This window comes from Streptomyces sp. ISL-100 (assembly GCF_018614615.1).
Classification (GTDB): domain Bacteria; phylum Actinomycetota; class Actinomycetes; order Streptomycetales; family Streptomycetaceae; genus Streptomyces.
Window position 1 is genome coordinate 125,321 of sequence record NZ_JAGGOK010000041.1, and the last position, 17,678, is coordinate 142,998.

The following is a 17,678-nucleotide window of genomic DNA, read 5'->3' on the forward strand; positions in this document are numbered from 1 at the left end:
TTCAAGCCTTTTCCGTGGAGGTGCCCCGTGCTGGGTCCCGTGATCCTCGCCGCTTCGCGCAGCGACAAAATGCGCCGCTTCGTGTCGGCTGCCCCGGGCACCAAACAGGTTGTCGGCCGGTTCATCGCCGGAGAGACGGTCGAGGAAGTCATTCCGATCGTTCAGGAGGCGGCGGCCAAGGGTCTCGACGTCACGCTGGACTACGTGGGCGAGGACATCACCACGCGCCAGCAGGCTTTCGCCGCTCGTGACGCGTACCTGGAGCTGGTCGAGCACCTCAAGGGGCTGGGGCTGGGCGAGCGGGCCGAGATGTCGGTCAAGCTGTCGATGTTCGGGCAGGCGCTCGAGGGCGGTCACGAGCTGGCGCTCGCCAACGTCCGCCCGGTCGTCGAGGCCGCCGCCGCGATCGGCACCACGGTCACGCTGGACGCCGAGGACCACACCACCCTCGACTCGATGTTCGCCATCCACGAGGAGCTGCGGAAGGACTTCCCGCAGACCGGCTGCGTGATCCAGGCGTACCTGTTCCGCACCGAGGACGACGCGCGCCGCCTGTCCGGGGCCGGCAGCCGCGTCCGTATCGTCAAGGGCGCCTACAAGGAGCCCGCGACCGTCGCGTTCCAGGACAAGGCCGAGATCGACAAGGCGTACGTCCGCATCCTGAAGATCCTGATGGCGGGCGACGGCTACCCGATGATCGGGTCGCACGATCCGCGACTGATTGCCATCAGCCAGGAGCTCGCCCGGCGGGCAGGGCGCAAACTGGATGAGTACGAATTCCAGATGCTGTACGGGATCCGCAGCGAAGAGCATGTGCGGCTCGCGGCAGAAGGACACCGGATGCGTGTGTACACCGCGTACGGCACCGACTGGTACGGATATTTCATGCGGCGCCTCGCGGAGAAGCCTGCCAACCTGCTGTTCTTCGTCCGCTCGATGATCACCAAAAACTGATGCAGTGTGCGGGCGATGGTTGTCGGCTCGTGACTCCGCCCCGTGGGGCTTCTCATTTCGCCCGCCGTAGCAGGCTCGTGACGGTCAAGCCCTGACCACAGCTCAACGTACGCCACCGCTTCAGTTCCTCTCGGCTGAAGCCAAGGAATCACTCGGAAGAGGTAACTCATGGACGCTGTCACCCAGGTCCCCGCCCCGGTCAACGAGCCGGTGCACACCTACGCGCCCGGTTCGCCGGAGCGCGCGCGCCTCGAGGCCAAGCTCAAGGAGCTGGCCGAGAACCCCCGCGACCTCCCGATCACGATCAACGGGGAGAAGCGGATGGGCGGCGGCGAGCGTTTCGACGTCGTACAGCCGCACAATCACAAGGCCGTCCTCGGCACCGCCGCCCACGCCACGCAGGACGACGCGCGGGACGCGATCGACGCCGCGCTGGCCGCCGCTCCGGCGTGGCGCGCGATGTCCTTCGACGACCGCGCCGCGATCATCCTGCGCGCCGCCGAGCTGCTGTCGGGCCCGTGGCGCGAGACGCTCGCCGCCTCGACCATGCTCGGCCAGTCGAAGACCGCCCAGCAGGCCGAGATCGACACGCCGTGCGAGCTCATCGACTTCTGGCGCTTCAACGTCAAGTACGCCCGTGACCTGCTCGCCGAGCAGCCGCCGGCGAACTCCCCGGGTGTGTGGAACCGGCTGGACCACCGTCCGCTGGAGGGCTTCGTCTACGCGATCACGCCCTTCAACTTCACGGCCATTGCCGGCAACCTGCCGACCGCTCCCGCTCTGATGGGCAACGTGGTGGTCTGGAAGCCGTCCCCGACGCAGACGCACGCGGCAGTGTTGCTGATGGAGCTCCTGGAGGAGGCGGGCCTTCCCAAGGGCGTCATCAACCTGGTCACGGGTGACGGCATCGCCGTCTCCGAGGTCGCCCTCAACCACCACGAGCTGGCCGGGATCCACTTCACCGGTTCGACCAAGACCTTCCAGTACCTGTGGAAGACGGTCGGCAACAACATCGAGAAGTACCGCTCGTACCCGCGCATCGTCGGCGAGACCGGCGGCAAGGACTTCGTCGTCGCGCACCCGAGCGCGGACCGCGCGGTCCTGAAGACCGCCCTCACGCGCGGCTCGTTCGAGTTCCAGGGGCAGAAGTGCTCCGCGTCCTCGCGTGCGTACGTCCCGGCCTCGATCTGGGAGTCCGGCTTCAAGGAGGAGTTCGCGGCGGAGGTCGACGGCATCACCATGGGTGACGTCACCGACCTGTCGAACTTCATCGGCGCCGTCATCGACGAGCGTTCGTTCGCCAAGAACAAGGCCGCGATCGACCGCGCCGCCGCCGACCCGACGTGCACGATCATCGCGGGCGGCACGTACGACGACTCGGTCGGCTACTTCGTCCGCCCGACGGTCATCGCGTGCACGGACCCTTCGAGCGAGGTCTTCACGACCGAGTACTTCGGCCCGATCCTCGCGGTCCACGTCTACGAGGACGAGAAGTACGACGCCATGCTGGAGCAGATGGAGTCGGTCTCCGACTACGCCCTGACCGGCGCCGTCATCTCCAGTGACCGCGCGGCTGCGGCGTACACGATGGACAAGCTCCGTTACGCCGCGGGCAACTTCTACATCAACGACAAGGCGACCGGCGCAGTCGTCGGCCAGCAACCCTTCGGTGGCGGCCGCGCGTCCGGTACGTGCGACAAGGCCGGCGCGCCGCAGAACCTCCAGCGCTGGACCCTGACCCGGGCCATCAAGGAGACCCTGGTCGCGCCGACCGACTACACGTACCCGCACCAGGGCTGACCCCTCCCCGGCGCGCGCGGATCCCGCCGCGCGGCCCCGCGAAACCCCGCCCCCGTCCCGGCCCCCACGCCGGACGGGGGCGGTTCGCGTATCCGGTGCCGGGCTCAGATCCTGCGCCAGCGGGCCATGGCGAAGGAGAAGAGGCCGAACATGGCCAGGCCGACCGCGATCAGGGCGAGCAGCCACGGGCCGGCCGAGGTGTCGGCGAAGGAGCGGAGGGTGTCGTCGATGCCCTTGGCCCGGTCGGGTTCGTAGTCGACCGCCGCCTTCACCGCGAAGCCGCCGAGCATGGCGAAGACCGCACCGCGCGCGATGCCACCCGCCACGCCCGTGACATCGACGGCCTGGCGGGTACGGCCCCGCAGTTCAGGCGTCTTCAGGTGCTTGCGGTACTTGCGCAGCACTGCGCGGCCCGCGATCCACACGCCCGCCACCGCGATGGCCAGGCCGCCGATGGCTACGATCCACTGACCGGCGGGGAGTTGCATGGCCCTGGCCGTCACGTCTTCGGACTGGTCGTCGCTCGATCCGCTGCCACTGCCGCCGGTGCCGGCGGCGAAGGACAGTACGGAGTGGGACACAAAGCCGTAGAAGAGGAAACGCGCCAGCGACAGAAGGCGCTTGCGGGGCTTGTGGCCGTCGGGTCCGGCCGCACCGAAGAGGGCCTCGGAGAGCCGCCACAGCGCCATGCCCGCCAGCCCGATGCCCAGCGCCCAGAGCAGGTACTGGCCCAGTGGCTGCGCGGCCACCTCCGCGAGCGCGCCGCCGCGGTCCGCCTCCCGCTTTCCGTCGCCGAATGCGATCCGCATGGCCAGTAGGCCGACCAGCAGGTAGAGCACCCCGCGTGCCACGAATCCCCAGCGTGCGGCCGTCTCCAGGGCCGAACTGTCCGACGCCCGGCGGGCGGTGCGCCTGCCGCGACGGGTGAGTGCCCATGTGCCCATGCCCTCGCCTCCTTTGTCGCTGTTCGTGTGCCCCGAAGCGGGCGGCGGAACCCGTGGGCGTGTGAGGGCGGCCGGGTGCGGTCTTGTGGGATCGCAATGAGCATGCCAAATTCCTCCTCACTGGTGTTCCCGTTTCCCCGCGGGAACCTGACTGAGGAGATTCCCCCCATGAGACGCACCCTCCGTGCGCACGCAGCCCTGACCGCCTTAATAGCCGCCGGCGCGCTCGGCCTCGGCGCGACGCCCGCCGGCGCCGGGACCGACGCCCGGACCGGCGCCGGGACCGCGGGCGCAGTGGCCGCCGGTCCGGCGACGTACGCCCTCGACTCCGCGCTCTCCGAGCGGCTCGGCGACGACACCGCCGGCAGCTACATCGACCGCCGTACCGGCGAACTCACCGTCACCGTCACCAGCGAGCGCGCCGCCGAACAGGTCCGCGCGGCCGGTGCCACGGCGAAGCGCGTGGAGCGCGGTGCCGCGCGGCTCGAGGCGGCCATGGCCGCGCTGGAGTCCGGAGCGAAGATCACTGGTACGTCGTGGGGCATCGACCCCCGGACCAACCAGGTCAGCGTCGAGGCCGACCAGTCCGTGTCCGCGCGGGAACTGGCCCGGCTGAAGAAGGTCGCGGACGCGCAGGACGGCGCGGTGCGCGTGTCGCGGGTACCAGGGACCTTCAAGCGTGAGGTGGCGGGCGGCGACGCCATCTATGGCGGTGGGTACCGCTGTTCGGCCGCCTTCAACGTCTCCAAGGGCACGACGCGTTACTTCGTGACGGCGGGTCACTGCACCAACGACGTCGCCAACTGGTCGGCCACGTCCGGCGGTCCGGTGATCGGTGTTCGTGAGGGCACCAGCTTCCCGACCAACGACTACGGCATCGTGCGGTACACGAACGGCTCGGCGCCGGCGGGCAATGTCAACCTCTACAACGGCAGTTACCAGGACATCGCGTCCGCCGCGAACGCGGTTGTCGGGCAGGCCCTCAAGAAGAGTGGCTCGACGACCAAGGTGACCAGCGGCACCGTCACCGCCGTGAATGTCACTGTCAACTACGGTGACGGGCCCGTCTACGGCATGGTCCGCACCACCGCTTGTTCGGCCGGTGGGGACAGCGGCGGCGCGCACTTCGCGGGCAGCGTCGCGCTCGGCATCCACTCGGGCAGCTCCGGCTGTACGGGTACCAATGGCTCCGCCATTCACCAGCCGGTGAGGGAAGCGCTGTCCGCGTACGGGGTGAACGTGTACTGACGCCGGTGCGGGAGCGGGCTGCTGGGGCTCCGCTCCGGACCCCGCTCCCGTCCGGTGTTTGAGGACACGCCTGTCGCGGGCGGGGCCTGGGAGAGTCGGGGCATGACTGATGAACCGGAGCGCACCGACCGCGTTCGTACCGCCCACACCGCCGATCTCGCGCCCGCCGCGCTCGACGAGATCCGCGCCCTCCTGGACGCCGCCTTCGACGGCGACTTCAGTGAGGACGACTGGGACCACACCATCGGCGGCATCCACGCGGTCGTCCAGGACGAGCAAGGCCTCGCCGCCCACGGCAGCGTCATCCAGCGCCGGGTCTTACACCGCGGCCGGTCGCTGCGCGTCGGTTACGTCGAAGGGGTGGCCGTACGGGCCGACCGCCGCCGACAGGGGCTCGGGGGCCGGGTGATGGAGGCGCTGGAGCGGGTGATCGACCGGGCGTACGTCCTCGGGGCGCTCTCGGCGTCCGACGAAGGGGCGGCGCTCTACGCGGCGCGTGGGTGGGCGGTGTGGCCGGGGCGGATCGCGGCGCTGGGTCCCCACGGCGTCGTACCCCTGCCCGACGAGGAGGGTTCGACGTATCTGAGGCCTGTGGTTGCGGCCGGGCTTCCGGACGCGTCGGACGCCCTGTTCTTCGACTGGCGTGGCGGCGACCTGCTCTAGGTCGGTGGAAGTCGGTTTCCGGCCGCGCCGTGACGAAAAAGAAACGTGCACCTACCTAGCGGTAACAAACGGCGGCGTGCCAGATTTCCGCATGCCACCGGCCGGCGGCTCCCCTCACCGATACGCCTTCGAGGCCCAGCGCAGGAGTTCCGCCGTGTCCGGATTTCGCTCCATCGGTACGCTCAGACCGACCCGCACTCCCAGGCCCACGCGGCGCCTTCTCACCGCCGCGCTCTCCCTCCCCCTGGCGTTCACCGCCCTGCTGACAACCGGAGCCGGCTCCTCGGCCGCCGGACCCGCCTCCGGACCGACCGCGATCGTTTCCATGGGCGACAGCTACATTTCGGGCGAAGCGGGACGCTGGCGCGGCAACAGCCTCACCGACAGCGGCAGCCGCTACGGCTCCGACCGGGCGTGGACAGGGAGTGGCTACGACCCGAGCCTCGTATACGGTCCGACGGCCGTCAACGGCTGCCACCGTTCCGACTCCGCCGAGGTGCGCAGCGCCACCGGCACCACCCAGGCGCTGATCAACATCGCCTGTTCGGGCGCCACCACGCAGAACGTCTTCCGTGCTTCGAGCGGCGGCACGTCGTTCAAGGGCGAGGCCCCGCAGGCCGACCAGCTCGCCGGTATCGCCGCGGCGAACAACGTGAAGGTGATCGCGCTGTCGGTCGGCGGCAACGACCTCGGCTTCGCCAACATCATCACCGCCTGCGCCACGGACTACATGGTCTGGTACTCGTACTGCCACGACGACCAGCAGGCCGTCGTGGACGCGAAGATCGACACGGCGATGGCCAACGTCGGCAAGTCCGTCGACGAGATCCGCGCGGTCATGTCCGCCGCGGGCTACGCCGCCTCGGGCTACCGGATTGTCCTGCAGTCCTACCGTTCCTAGAGACTGAGCGGGAGTGAGTCCTGTTGCCAGGGCCCATGCTCAGCCGCGTGCCGCGAACGGTGTTGGGCACGCTGGTCACCCGCTTTCGCTCCATGGTCCGGCTGCGCGCATCGGGTGCGTGGTCCGGGATGATGGGGGGCGGGTTTCCTCGCGTCCTCGGTTGCCTGGTCGGGCCTGGACGGTCCGATGCCCGCGGTGATCGCTCTGGTCGTCGCGGGGCGGTGCTGTCCGTCGCCGGATGGGGTGTCCGAGGGCGCGCCTGCCGATCGCGATGCTCGCGGCATCGTGGCGGCTGGTCTTGCGGTTGGTGCTGGTGAGGGGTTTCTGCCAGTGCTGTGCGCCCCACTTGCTGGTGTAGGCGGGATCGACCGCGACGATCGCCAGTCCGGCTTCGGCGGCCATGGAGACGATGCGGGCGCGGAGTTTCCCGGTGGGCATCCCGGAGATCAATTGGCGGAAGCGGCGCTTGCGGCCGTGCTTCTCGCGGGTCTTGTCCGCCGTGAAGTCCAGGTCTTCGATGGCGATGGCTTTCACGCCGAGGCGCTGTGCCCATGTGATCAGGCGGGTGAGAGCATGCCGGATCTGGGCGTCGCGATGCGTCGCGGTTCCCGACAGGTCGTAGGAGAACCGCCTTGGCTCGCCGATGGGGTTGCCGTGGGTGTCGAGCTGCCAGGCGGCGAGGTGGTCGGCGTTCGTGTCAACGCCGATGACACCGCCTGCGAGTGCTGCTTTGAGTGGAACGGTCCGTACGAGGGGCCGTTGCCAGGATGCGGTGAGGTACCAGCGGCCACGGGGCACGTCGTAGTGGATGCGGTAGGCGACGGCCTGGTTCGCGGCGATACGGTCGGCCCACTGCGTACCCCGGTGAGCGAAGGCAACCTTGCCGGTGAGGGCGTACCGGCCGTGCTTGCTGTTGGCCAGATGCGCGAGCGGAGCGGGAAGCTTGATGCTCAACTCGCCGTCGCCGGTGACACGGATCGTCTCGTTCCCGAAGCGTTTGCCGGACTCGCCGTCAGCGGCGAGGAACCAGCGCTCCGCCTCCCACCGCTTGCGCCACTGTGCCTCGGTGAGCTGGGCCTTGGCCAGGTGGTGACGGGTGTTGAGCAGGCGCTTACCGCCCCGCACGACCCGCACACGACCGGCGTCGCGGTCGGCTCGCGCACGGTGGAGCCGATCCTCGAGAAGGTGCAGACGACGCGTCTTCGCATGCCACTCCCGCTTCGACCGGTAACCACCACCGGCGTGCCTGCTGCCTTTCTCTGCGAGCGGCAGGGACAAGCGGTGCGCGACCGTCTTGATACCGGCTTCCAGGTTCTGGATGTGCGCCGCCTGGCCACGCCTGGCGAGCGCCCACTGATCGTGCGTGGCCTTGGTGAGCGCACCCGCCCACCGCGACGACGACATCGGTGTCAGCTCCCGCTTACGCACCGCCCACGCGTCCGCTGAATGCTCCAGTCCGTCGGCGCAGCGGGCCTTGAGGTCACGGGATGCCAGCGCACCCATGTGCTCACCGACCAGGCGCAGGATGTCCTCATCCGCCGGCGTGAGGTGCTTGAGACGATCGCGTACCGCCACGCCGGATGGGCCGGGCGCGACGAACGAGGCAGCGATCGGGCGGAGTTCACCCACGCTCGGCCGCCTCCACAGCTTTCATGGCCCGCATCTTCGCCGACCTGCGGCCATACAGGCGGGCGCAGAACGACGTCAGCACCTCCACCATGTCGCGCACCAGGTCGTCTTCGATCTCACCGTCATCCAGAACGACCAGGCGACGCCCGGTCCCGGACAGGGCTGCTTCGACCAGCTCCACATTCATGCGGCCGAGCCGGTCCTTGTGCTCCATCACCACGCAGGCCACGTCCGGGTCGGCCAGCAGGCGACGGGCCTTCGTGCGGGAGCCGTTCATGCCCGAGGCGATCTCGGACTCGACCCGCACGACACGGTGTCCGGCCTTCACGGCCCACGCCGACAAGCGTGCGACCTGGCGTTCCAGATCCGCTTTCTGATCGTGGGAGGACACCCGGGCATACAGGCCGACACCACCAACCTGCCCGCGCGTGGTGCTGGACTCCATGTTCACCAGGATTGTGCGCGGGCCGACCCTCTGAGCCGGTACCGGCAACGTCCCCTCACGAAACCAGCGATACGCGGTCTGCGGATGCACACCCTGCGCCTTCGCCCACTCCGTCAGATTCACACCACGACAACGACACTCACCACCTCATGGTTACGCTCACTCAAACGACCATGTGGAACAGCAGTTGAATACCCCTCGCCCATCCCGCGGGCCGCCGAGAACCGCTACACGGAGAGCGGCTGGAGCCGGGTCAACACCGGCGGCTGCCCGTTCTGGAACAAGGACTCCGACTGGGCGCGCGATTCGCTCGTTCCGCAGATCGCGGACCGTCTCAAGGGCGTGGCCGCCGCCAAGGGCACGCAGTTCCTGGACCTGCGCGACATGCTGCAGGGCCGGGAGGTGTGCGCCAGGCAGAGCAGGCTGGTGAACGCCACGCAGCCGCCGTCGGCCACGAGCAGCGAGTGGGCGCGCTGGATCGACAGCGATTCCACGCAGGGGCCGGTACAGGAATCCATGCACCCGAACTACTACGGCCAGCTCGGCCAGGGGCGGTGCCTTTCCCTCGTCTACGCGGCTGCGACCGGTGGCAGTGGCGGCTACACCTGCCGCAATACGGCGGGGGCGGACGCCTCGGGGATGTACCTGACGGCATCCTGACAGCGGTGATGGCCACGCTTTTCCCCGGCGTGGCCATGATCGCGTCTCAGATAGTAGGAAGTCCGAGTAATTGTGGAGACAGACAGTCCGGCCTCGCTTAGCTTGGAAGAAGCCGAACGTCTCGCTCCATCAGCGAACGGCGGACGCGAGCCCGTGCCCCATGCAGGTAACCCCTGCGGCACCTGCTCCCCGCCCATTCCGGCGCCCTGAAATCATTCTGATCTCAAGGAGTCGATCATCATGGCCGAGACCGTGCGCCGCGTCCGCCACACCCCCCGTTCGAACGACACCGACCGCAAGCAGGCGGCCGCCGCCCTTCAGCGTGCGCTGGACCGCCGCGACAACGGCGGCGCCACCGGCCACTGAGGCTGGCGACCCGCCGACTAGCTGCCGCGCCGGATCTCGAAGTAGTCGATGCGCTCGCCCGATTCGGCGAGCGCGGAGACCTTCAGCTTCGGTGATGTACCGGCTTCGGCCTCCACCGCGAGGAATGAGAAGCCGGTGTAGCGGACCCGGGACCACTCCACCGTGTCGGGGTCGGGCAGCCGCAGCTTCGTCCAGTGGAAGGTCACTATGTGGTCGTGGTCGTGGATGTCGCCCTCGTAGCTGTCCTTCACCCCCGGCCCGAAGCCGTACAGGTCCTTGCCCGCGCCGCCCGCCGTGACGTACACGATCCCGTCGCGCGTCGGGTCGGTCGAGGCGCCGACCGGGACCGGCTTGCCGACCTCGCCGCCCCGGATGGCGTCGGTCCGCTCGTACACGTGGTTGTGCCCGTTGATCACCAGGTCGACCTGGTGCTTGGTGAAGAGCGCCAGCCACGCGTCGCGCACCCCGCCGTCCGAGGCGTGCGTCGATGTCGAGTACATGCAGTGGTGGAAGAAGACCACGATGAAGTCGATGTCGGCCTGCCGCCGCAGCTCGCCGAGCCGTTTGTCGAGCCAGGCGCTCTGGGCGCCGTCCGTGTAGCCCTTGTTGGCGGGGATCTCGTACGACACGTCGTTCGCGTCCAGTGCCACGACGCCGACATTGCCGTACGTGAACGAGTAGATGCCCGGGGCTTTCTTCGCGTCGGGCCCGTTCCCCGGCAGCGACCAGCGCGCGGACTGGCCGCCGTAGCCGTTGGGGGAGTACCAGGCCTCCATGTCGTGATTGCCGGTGGTCACCATCCACGGCACCCGGGAGGCCACGCTCTCGGTCTGCGCCAGGAACTGGTCCCACACGCGCGCGTCGTACGTGTCCGACTCCCTGCCCTTCCCGGTGCTGTCCGCGTAGCAGATGTCGCCCGCGTGGAGGTGGAAGGAGGGGTTCTGGCCGAGGATCAACTGGTCGTTGGCGAGGGCGTCGTAGCTGACCCCCTGGTCCCCGAAGGCCGTGAAGACGAAGGTCTCCGGCTGCGCGGGCGCCGTACGGAACGAGCCGATGGTCGACAGGCGCGATGCGTCGGCCGGGTCGAATCCGTCGTGCCCGGCGCCGTAGTAGTACGTCGTCCCCGGCCGCAGCCCGTCGAGCCCCACATGCAGGTAGAACTGGTCGACCGAGGGCAGCTTCCGCGACAGTGACGGCGTGTGCAGGGCGCGCACCTCCGCCTCGATCTTCCGGCTCAGCTCCCACGGCTTCAGCCCCACCCGTACGTACGGGCGCTTGACCGCGAAGGGCACCTGCCAGGAGATCCGCATCTGCGTCTTAGGGTCGGCGCCGAAGGCGAGATGGCGGCCGAAGGGTGCGACGAGCGACCCGTCGACGCGGGCGGTGAGTGTGGTGAGGGAGGGGGAGGCGGCCGAATACGCGGGACTCGCGCCGCCCAGCAGTGCCGCTCCGCCCGCCGTGGCGGCGGACGAGGTGATCACCCGCCGGCGGGACAGCTTCGTACGGAGATACTCGTGCTGCTCCGGCATGGTCATGCGGCGGGCGAGCTGCTCGGGGATACCGGTGCGGGGGGTGTCGGCCATGGGAAAAAACTTCCCAGTAACAACCAACTCTGGCCAGACTTAAGGGTGAACAGAATCTGTCGAGATTTTGAGTCCGAATGGCGGACACTCGGTGTCAGCCGCTGGGACGCGGGAGTAGGGTGCCGACATGTCTCGCAGCCTCAATCTCGCAGTGGTCCCTGGTGACGGCATCGGCCAGGAGGTCGTGGCCCAAGGGCTCAAGGTCCTCAACGCCGTCCTCCCGCAGGATGTGAAGCTGCAGACCAAGGAGTACGACCTCGGCGCTCAGCGCTGGCACCGCACCGGAGAGACCCTCCCGGACGCGGAGCTCGACTCCCTCAAGCAGCACGACGCCATCCTGCTCGGCGCGATCGGCGACCCGTCCGTGCCGTCCGGCGTCCTGGAGCGCGGGCTGCTGCTCAAGCTGCGGTTCGCCTTCGACCACTTCATCAATCTGCGTCCGTCGAAGCTGTTCCCCAACACCGCGACCCCGCTGGCCGGCCGCCCCGACATCGACTTCATCGTCGTGCGCGAGGGCACCGAAGGCCCGTACACCGGAAACGGCGGCTCGATCCGCACCGGTACGGAGCACGAGGTCGCGACCGAGGTCAGCCTCAACACGGCGTACGGCGTCGAGCGCGTCGTCCGTGACGCGTACGAGCGGGCCAAGGCGCGTCCGCGCAAGAAGCTGACGCTGGTCCACAAGAACAACGTCCTCGTCTACGCCGGCCACATGTGGAAGAACATCTTCGACAAGGTCGGCCAGGAGTACCCCGAGGTCACCACCGACTACCTGCACGTCGACGCCGCGACGATCTTCTTCGTCACGCAGCCCGGGCGTTTCGACGTCATCGTCACCGACAACCTCTTCGGCGACATCCTCACCGACCTCGCCGCTGCCGTGACCGGCGGCATCGGCCTGGCGGCCTCCGGCAACATCAACCCGACGGGTGCCTTCCCGTCGATGTTCGAGCCCGTTCACGGCTCCGCGCCCGACATCGCGGGCCAGGGCAAGGCCGACCCGACGGCCACGATTCTCTCCGTCGCCCTCCTCCTGCGGCACCTCGGCTTCGAGGCCGAGGCCGTCCGTATCGAGGCGGCCGTCTCCGCCGACCTCGCGGAGCGCGACGGCAGCACGGTCCGTACGACGGACGAAATCGGCGACGCGCTCGCGGTACGAGTAGCGGGCTGACCCGACGGACTCCTCCCACAGCCGCCGGGTCACAGACACCCGGCGGCTGTGCTTTGCCGCGGCCGGGTGGGACCATCAATCCTGGGCCGCACTACACGCCGTTTCATGCACGCACTCCCACAGGCGATAATCGAACGTGGGGCCGCGGTATGAAGGGAAGCTCGGACGTCCTACTAAGGCGTGAGCGCGGTCCACCCCACACAAACGGTGAAGGACACGCACTCATGACGACGCCCACGATCGAGCTCAAGCCCTCCTCGCACCCGCTGTCCGACGCGGAGCGCGAGGCGATCCTGGCCAACCCCGGATTCGGCCGCCACTTCACCGACCACATGGTCACCATCCGGTGGACCGAGGGTCGTGGCTGGCACGACGCGCAGCTCGTGCCGTACGCGCCGCTGTCGATCGACCCGGCCAACATGACCCTGCACTACGCGCAGGAGATCTTCGAGGGCCTGAAGGCCTTCCGCCGGCCCGACGGCTCGGTCACCACCTTCCGGCCCGACGCGAACGCCAAGCGCTTCCAGGTTTCCGCGCGGCGACTGGCGATGCCGGAGCTGCCGGTCGAGACGTTCATCGCGGCGTGCGACGCTCTGGTCCAGCAGGACAAGGCATGGGTTCCGGCGCACGGTGGCGAGGACTCGCTGTACCTGCGCCCGTTCATGATCGCCAACGAGGTCGGGCTCGGTGTGAAGCCGGCGAACGAGTACCTCTTCATCGTGATCGCGTCGCCTGCCGGTGCGTACTTCCCCGGTGGGGTCAAGCCGGTCTCGGTCTGGCTGTCCGAGAACTACGTCCGCGCCGTCCCCGGCGGCATGGGCTTCGCCAAGACCGGCGGCAACTACGCGGCCTCGCTGCTCGCCTTCGCCGAGGCGGCGGAGAAGGGCTGCGACCAGGTGGTCTGGCTCGACGCACTGGAGCACAAGTGGGTCGAGGAGATGGGCGGCATGAACCTGTACTTCGTGTACGGCAACAAAATCGTCACCCCCGAACTCACCGGCTCGCTCCTCGCCGGCATCACCCGCGACTCGCTGCTCCAGCTCGCGCGTGACCTCGGGTACGAGTCGGCGGAGGGCCGTATCTCCACGGCGGACTGGAAGCGCGACACCGAGAACGGCACCCTCACCGAGGTCTTCGCGTGCGGTACGGCGGCGGCGATCACGCCGGTCGGGTCGGTGAAGTCCGAGGGCGCGGAGTGGGTGCAGGGGGACGGGCAGCCGGGCAAGGTGACGATGGAGCTGCGGCGGGCGCTGCTGGCCATCCAGACCGGCACGGCGGAGGACACCCACGGCTGGGTCCACGAACTGGCCTGACCCAGGCCGAAGTTGTACGCCCTGGCCGCGCCCGGCACCTCTCCGCCGGGCGCGGCCTCGCGCGTCGTTCAGGCCCCCGAAACCGCCGCCGCAACGGCCCGCGCCCCCGCCGGCAGGCGCTCGTCCGCGTGACGTACGGCGACGAGCCATCAGGTAGCGGCGGCCGTGATACGGGCGTGCCACGTCTCGCCTTCGCGGATGAGGCGCGCGCGCAGTTCGTGGGTTCGGGGAGCGCCGGTCTCCCACCAGTGGCGGACAAGGGCGCCGAGGGCTTCGAGTGCCGGGGACTCTGCCTGGTTGGCGATGAGGTGGGCGTCGGTGACGACCGCGGCGTGTGCGGCACCGTCCGGGGCCAGGAATCCGATGCCGATGCCAGTGCCTTGGTCAAGGGTCGCTTCGAGCAGGCCGTCGGGGGCGGTGGCAATCAGCCAGTTCTTCAGATGGAAGTAGTCGGTGCCTGGTGCTGAGGTCGGCGCGATGTGAGGCGTCTCGGTCAGAGAGGAGAGGAGAGACGCCGCGGCGTCCACCTCGTACTCTCCGAGGATGGTGAGCGCGCGTTCCGGCTGCTGTGGGTCGACGGCGCGGCAAGTGGTCTCCAGGGGGAAGGCCGCGATCATGGGCGTGTATCCGCCGTGGTGGATCTCGACTGTGTGTGGCTGGTGGTGATCGTCGACGGTGACGCGGGCGATCGCGTAAGCCCCTGGCAGATCGGCGATGCGTGCGCCGCAGAGGAGCGTTCCGCCGGGCTTCAGTTGCTGGAGCCAAGCGTCGGGGATGGCCGGCGGGGTGGTGCCGACGAGGATGCGGTCGTACGGGGCGCTGGGCGGGTAGCCGAGGAGGCCGTCGCCCACGACGACGGCGACCTGGTGCTCGTGTTCCGCGTAGAGGGCTTCGGCGCGCTTGGCGATGTCGGGCTCGATCTCGATGGCGGTGACGCGCCCTTCCGCTCCGGCCAGTCGGGCGAGGAGCGCGGCGGAGAGGCCGGAGCCGATGCCGATGTCCATGACGTTCGCGCCGGGGTGGACATCGAGCATTCGCAGGTGGCGGTGGGTGACCGCGGCCGGGGTGCAGGGGCGTACGGCCTGCCCGTCGACGCCGTGGAACTGCGTGCTCGGCACGGTGCTGATTGCTTGGTCGAGAGCGGGGTGGGTGGGTTCGGGCATCGACTGGTCCTTGCCTCAGATGCGGAGGGTGACGTGGAAGGGGCGGTCCGGGGTGTTCGGCTCTCCGACTGGTCGGCCGCACGCCTCGATCCAGGCGTGCGATTCGCATGGGTCGAAGCGGCAGCCTATGCACCAGTCGACAGACCGGCCGTGCAATGCCGAGTCGAGGAAGGCGGCCAGGGACATCTCCAGGCACGCGGCACGGCTGGGAAAGAACCGGCTTGCCCAGTCGCGTGCGGCGACCGTCCTTACGGCTTCGGACGCGCTGGCGCGGCGTCGGGTGCATCGCTTGGCGACTCGGGCAACGGTGAGGGTGGCGCGTAGCGGGGTGGCTTCGACCAGCATCGTGGCCAGGGCGAGAGTGCCGACGGCCATGAAGCGGTCCAGCAGCGGTGGGCGTTCGATTCGCGGAGGTATGGCCATGGGGATGCTCACCGGTGCCACCTCCCGCGGCTGTAGACATGTAGAAGGCGGCGGTCCTGCAGTTCTCGCGCGAGATTCCGCATGTCGGCGCGTACCCGCTCGGGGTCGGATCCGAAGTGGGCCGCGACGGCGTCGGCAGCCTCGTCCGCTGTAGCGCCCTTGGCCAGGTGGCGCCACCAGAGTGCGCCGGATCCAGTGAGCGCGTACCAACGGCCCCGGCCTCGTACGTCGAGGAGCATGCCGCCGCGTTCGGTGATCGTGGCGTGCACAGTGGATGCCGGGTGGAGGTCAGGCATGGAACACCTCGGAGGCGGAGGCCGCCATGCTGGTGCGGTGCTGCTGCAGCCAGAGTTCGGCGGCGACGAGTGATTCGAGGGCGGCCAGCCTTCCGGGGACGCCGGCGGTGAGACGATCCAGGTCGACGTGGGCGGCGGTGGGGTCGATCCATCCTTCGGCGGCCAGTTCGCTGTGCGCCAGGAGGCCACGCAGAGCTGAGTTGTGGCGTCGGAGTCCGGCGTACGCGTTTCCGTCGTAGGCGCCTTTGGTCCGGCGCTGCAACAACCAGTCGGGTACGAGGCCTTGGAGGGCGGCGCCGAGCAGTGGTTTCTGGACGGTGACGGAAGCGTGAGCGACCGCGGGGACGGCCATGGCCGCTCTGACCACGGCGTTGTCAAGGTAGGGCGCGTGATGCGGCAGCCCCAGTGCCTGAGCCTGGTTGCGCAGCTCTGCCTCGTAGATGCCGAACTCACGCAGTTCCGCCCAGGCACGGTGGCCGCTGGTCTGGCTGGGGTCGACGGTGCAGTCCTCGGCTGCTGCGGCGGCGCGGAGCGACAGGTGTTGGCGGGCCTTAGGGGTGAGCCAGGCGCGGAGACCGGCGGCCATGACCCAGTGCAGCCTGGCCGGTGGTTCGGGGCGCGCGGTGGCCGGGTCAATGGCGAGGTCTTGGGCGAGCTGCCGTAAGGCGCTGGAATGGGTGGTGTGGGCCAGACGCACAGCCGCAGCGACGACCGCGTACATGGGCAGGTGGCGGAGCCTGGCGCGGGCCAGGGAGTGCTGGAGTAGAGCCGGCATGTCGTGGGACGCGGCCACGTCCGCGAGGTAGGTGGGGGAAGTGGCGAGCAGAGTGTCGGCTCCTGACCCAGTGAGATGCACGTCGCTTCCGCGCTCGACGCATGGGTCTTGGTAGGCGGCGCGCATGCGCCAGCGTGCCGCATCCGGGAAGGGCTGGTCGGTAGCCGGGGCATCGAGCAGTTCGGCGAAGAACAGGCCCTCGGCGTCGGTGATCAGCTCGTGGTAGAGCCCCGGTCGGCCGTGGGCCGCTCGTTGGGCGTAAGAGACGTCCTCGTTGAGGCTGGTGGCATCCGCGTCGGTCACTGCGAACACTTCGGCGCCCACGGTGTCTGTGGCCAGTAGTACCAGCGAAGTGGAATCGAGGCCGCCGGAGAAATCCGCAGTCAGTCTGCCCGCCGATCGCGCGCGGTGTGAGACCGCCGTGACCAATGCCTGGCGCAGTTCGTCAACCGCTTCTGTGAAGCCGAGCGCTCGGGGCTGCTCGTATTCGTGAATGGAGTGCCGGCCCTGGCGGTCGATGACAAGGCCATGGCCCCCCGGCATCCGCCGAACGCCGGCGAAGGCGGTCCCGTCACCTGTGACTTCGGGAACGGTGGGGCACACCAGGCGGGCGGTGATCGACGCATGGTCCACGTTCGCCCCGACGCGAAGCGCAAGGGAGCGAGCGGACGTTGACCAGTGAGTGCGACCCTGCGCTTCGGCAAAGTACACGGGACGTGTCCCTGCCACGTCCGTGATGACGACCGTCAGATAGCCGTCATCGGCCACGACCCAGTAACTGCCCGGCCAGTGAGTAAGGTCTGCCCACTGGCCTGCCCGGGCCGCGCGGAGCCCGTCGCGGAGCTGTCGTTCATCGGCGTAGCAGTTTCCGACGACGGCCAACCGCACTGTTCTGTCTCTGACTGTCCGGTAGGCGCTGTCACGAAGCGGGCCGTGCATGGTCGGCGCCTGCTCGTCGGCCCAGAGCCGTGGTGAGCCGGCGGATGCCTTTCCCGGACTGTTGAGGTGGAACACGCTTCCCCCTTTCCAAGGGATAGCGCCGCTGGGCGGGGGCGCACGAGCCCCCCGCCCAGCGGCCTTCGATGGGGGCTACTCGAAATAGCGGCCCTTGTCGGCGCTGTCCTCGGCGTACTTGCCGAGAGTCACTTTCGACACCACGTCGAGCTCGAACAGCTGCGGTGCGCTGTAGGTCTCGGGGGTTTCGCTCGTCCGCTCTTCCGTCACGTGGTCGGTCATCGGTGTTTCCTTTCAACGGTGGGATGAATTGCCGCCACCACGCGCTGCCCGTAGGGGGGCGCCGGGGCGGACGTCTAGTAGGTGACGCGCGCACGGCAGAGCAGTGGC

At 69.0% G+C, this 17,678-nt stretch carries 17 protein-coding genes and 1 pseudogene; 9 read left to right on the forward strand and 9 right to left on the reverse strand.

Annotated elements, in window-relative coordinates:
* The first annotated feature begins 27 nt into the window (after positions 1 to 27).
* Both J7E89_RS18800 and pruA read left to right on the forward strand, forming a co-directional pair.
* Entirely contained in the window at positions 28 to 954 is a 927-nt protein-coding gene (locus tag J7E89_RS18800) for a proline dehydrogenase family protein (protein WP_214974917.1), read from the forward strand.
* 168 nt (positions 955 to 1,122) lie between these two features.
* Positions 1,123 to 2,754, forward strand: coding sequence for an L-glutamate gamma-semialdehyde dehydrogenase (pruA, locus tag J7E89_RS18805; RefSeq protein ID WP_214974919.1), 1,632 nt, complete (start codon positions 1,123 to 1,125; stop codon positions 2,752 to 2,754).
* A gap of 104 nt (positions 2,755 to 2,858) precedes the next feature.
* Here the strand turns inward: pruA and J7E89_RS18810 are convergent, their stop codons facing one another.
* Positions 2,859 to 3,698 (reverse strand): DUF1206 domain-containing protein, encoded by an 840-nt coding sequence (locus J7E89_RS18810; protein WP_214974921.1) that lies wholly within the window; start codon positions 3,696 to 3,698, stop codon positions 2,859 to 2,861.
* Positions 3,699 to 3,866: 168 nt separating this feature from the next.
* Here J7E89_RS18810 and J7E89_RS18815 point away from each other — a divergent pair, with 168 nt between their 5' ends.
* The 3 genes from J7E89_RS18815 (at position 3,867) to J7E89_RS18825 (ending at position 6,510) form a co-directional block, all read left to right on the forward strand.
* The gene (locus tag J7E89_RS18815; protein WP_214974924.1) at positions 3,867 to 4,946 is read left to right on the forward strand and encodes a S1 family peptidase; all 1,080 of its coding nucleotides are present in this window, start codon (positions 3,867 to 3,869) and stop codon (positions 4,944 to 4,946) included.
* Positions 4,947 to 5,048: 102 nt separating this feature from the next.
* On the forward strand, positions 5,049 to 5,609 hold the full coding sequence (locus J7E89_RS18820) for a GNAT family N-acetyltransferase (RefSeq protein ID WP_214974926.1): 561 nt from the start codon (positions 5,049 to 5,051) through the stop codon (positions 5,607 to 5,609).
* 154 nt (positions 5,610 to 5,763) lie between these two features.
* A complete protein-coding gene (locus J7E89_RS18825) occupies positions 5,764 to 6,510 on the forward strand; it encodes a hypothetical protein (protein ID WP_251060732.1) in 747 nt (248 codons plus the stop codon).
* Here the strand turns inward: J7E89_RS18825 and J7E89_RS18830 are convergent.
* Both J7E89_RS18830 and J7E89_RS18835 read right to left on the reverse strand, forming a co-directional pair.
* Positions 6,507 to 8,139: pseudogene (locus J7E89_RS18830) on the reverse strand (IS200/IS605 family accessory protein TnpB-related protein). The gene J7E89_RS18825 and the pseudogene J7E89_RS18830 sit on opposite strands and share 4 nt — an antisense overlap.
* Complete coding sequence (locus J7E89_RS18835; RefSeq protein ID WP_214974928.1) at positions 8,132 to 8,707, reverse strand: IS607 family transposase; 576 nt, start codon at positions 8,705 to 8,707, stop codon at positions 8,132 to 8,134. Before J7E89_RS18835 ends, J7E89_RS18830 begins: the two are co-directional and overlap by 8 nt.
* Between J7E89_RS18835 and J7E89_RS18840 the strand changes: the two genes are divergently transcribed.
* Together J7E89_RS18840 and J7E89_RS41840 are read left to right on the forward strand one after the other, a co-directional pair.
* On the forward strand, positions 8,669 to 9,244 hold the full coding sequence (locus J7E89_RS18840; RefSeq protein ID WP_251060733.1) for a hypothetical protein: 576 nt from the start codon (positions 8,669 to 8,671) through the stop codon (positions 9,242 to 9,244). The genes J7E89_RS18835 and J7E89_RS18840 overlap by 39 nt on opposite strands.
* 240 nt (positions 9,245 to 9,484) lie before the next feature.
* Positions 9,485 to 9,610: a hypothetical protein gene (locus J7E89_RS41840; protein ID WP_285439257.1), complete on the forward strand. Its 126-nt coding sequence runs from the start codon at positions 9,485 to 9,487 to the stop codon at positions 9,608 to 9,610.
* Between the two features lie 17 nt (positions 9,611 to 9,627).
* Here J7E89_RS41840 and J7E89_RS18845 read toward each other — a convergent pair whose 3' ends face one another.
* Complete coding sequence (locus tag J7E89_RS18845; RefSeq protein ID WP_214974930.1) at positions 9,628 to 11,193, reverse strand: metallophosphoesterase family protein; 1,566 nt, start codon at positions 11,191 to 11,193, stop codon at positions 9,628 to 9,630.
* Between the two features lie 127 nt (positions 11,194 to 11,320).
* Between J7E89_RS18845 and J7E89_RS18850 the strand changes: the two genes are divergently transcribed.
* A complete protein-coding gene (locus J7E89_RS18850) occupies positions 11,321 to 12,364 on the forward strand; it encodes a 3-isopropylmalate dehydrogenase (protein ID WP_214974932.1) in 1,044 nt (347 codons plus the stop codon).
* Between the two features lie 224 nt (positions 12,365 to 12,588).
* A complete protein-coding gene (locus J7E89_RS18855; protein WP_214974934.1) occupies positions 12,589 to 13,677 on the forward strand; it encodes a branched-chain amino acid aminotransferase in 1,089 nt (362 codons plus the stop codon).
* A 149-nt stretch (positions 13,678 to 13,826) separates the two neighbouring features.
* Here the strand turns inward: J7E89_RS18855 and J7E89_RS18860 are convergent, their stop codons facing one another.
* The 5 genes from J7E89_RS18860 to J7E89_RS18880 all read right to left on the reverse strand — a co-directional run bounded on the left by J7E89_RS18860 (position 13,827) and on the right by J7E89_RS18880 (position 17,570).
* Entirely contained in the window at positions 13,827 to 14,840 is a 1,014-nt protein-coding gene (locus J7E89_RS18860; RefSeq protein ID WP_214974938.1) for a methyltransferase domain-containing protein, read from the reverse strand.
* Between the two features lie 15 nt (positions 14,841 to 14,855).
* The gene (locus tag J7E89_RS18865) at positions 14,856 to 15,275 is read right to left on the reverse strand and encodes a lasso peptide biosynthesis B2 protein (RefSeq protein ID WP_214974945.1); all 420 of its coding nucleotides are present in this window, start codon (positions 15,273 to 15,275) and stop codon (positions 14,856 to 14,858) included.
* Complete coding sequence (locus J7E89_RS18870) at positions 15,272 to 15,559, reverse strand: PqqD family protein (protein WP_214974949.1); 288 nt, start codon at positions 15,557 to 15,559, stop codon at positions 15,272 to 15,274. Before J7E89_RS18870 ends, J7E89_RS18865 begins: the two co-directional genes overlap by 4 nt.
* Positions 15,552 to 17,348, reverse strand: coding sequence for an albusnodin/ikarugamycin family macrolactam cyclase (locus tag J7E89_RS18875; protein ID WP_214974952.1), 1,797 nt, complete (start codon positions 17,346 to 17,348; stop codon positions 15,552 to 15,554). Before J7E89_RS18875 ends, J7E89_RS18870 begins: the two co-directional genes overlap by 8 nt.
* A gap of 75 nt (positions 17,349 to 17,423) precedes the next feature.
* Positions 17,424 to 17,570: a hypothetical protein gene (locus tag J7E89_RS18880; protein WP_214974955.1), complete on the reverse strand. Its 147-nt coding sequence runs from the start codon at positions 17,568 to 17,570 to the stop codon at positions 17,424 to 17,426.
* Between the last annotated feature and the right edge of the window lie 108 nt (positions 17,571 to 17,678).

Coding starts and splice junctions, on each gene's coding strand:
- pruA (WP_214974919.1), top strand. CDS start 1,123: ATGGACGCTGTCACCCAGGTCCCCGCCCCGGTCAACGAGCCGGTGCAC.
- J7E89_RS18810 (WP_214974921.1), bottom strand. CDS start 3,698: ATGGGCACATGGGCACTCACCCGTCGCGGCAGGCGCACCGCCCGCCGG.
- J7E89_RS18815 (WP_214974924.1), top strand. CDS start 3,867: ATGAGACGCACCCTCCGTGCGCACGCAGCCCTGACCGCCTTAATAGCC.
- J7E89_RS18820 (WP_214974926.1), top strand. CDS start 5,049: ATGACTGATGAACCGGAGCGCACCGACCGCGTTCGTACCGCCCACACC.
- J7E89_RS18840 (WP_251060733.1), top strand. CDS start 8,669: ATGCACACCCTGCGCCTTCGCCCACTCCGTCAGATTCACACCACGACA.
- J7E89_RS41840 (WP_285439257.1), top strand. CDS start 9,485: ATGGCCGAGACCGTGCGCCGCGTCCGCCACACCCCCCGTTCGAACGAC.
- J7E89_RS18845 (WP_214974930.1), bottom strand. CDS start 11,193: ATGGCCGACACCCCCCGCACCGGTATCCCCGAGCAGCTCGCCCGCCGC.
- J7E89_RS18850 (WP_214974932.1), top strand. CDS start 11,321: ATGTCTCGCAGCCTCAATCTCGCAGTGGTCCCTGGTGACGGCATCGGC.
- J7E89_RS18855 (WP_214974934.1), top strand. CDS start 12,589: ATGACGACGCCCACGATCGAGCTCAAGCCCTCCTCGCACCCGCTGTCC.
- J7E89_RS18860 (WP_214974938.1), bottom strand. CDS start 14,840: ATGCCCGAACCCACCCACCCCGCTCTCGACCAAGCAATCAGCACCGTG.
- J7E89_RS18870 (WP_214974949.1), bottom strand. CDS start 15,559: ATGCCTGACCTCCACCCGGCATCCACTGTGCACGCCACGATCACCGAA.
- J7E89_RS18880 (WP_214974955.1), bottom strand. CDS start 17,570: ATGACCGACCACGTGACGGAAGAGCGGACGAGCGAAACCCCCGAGACC.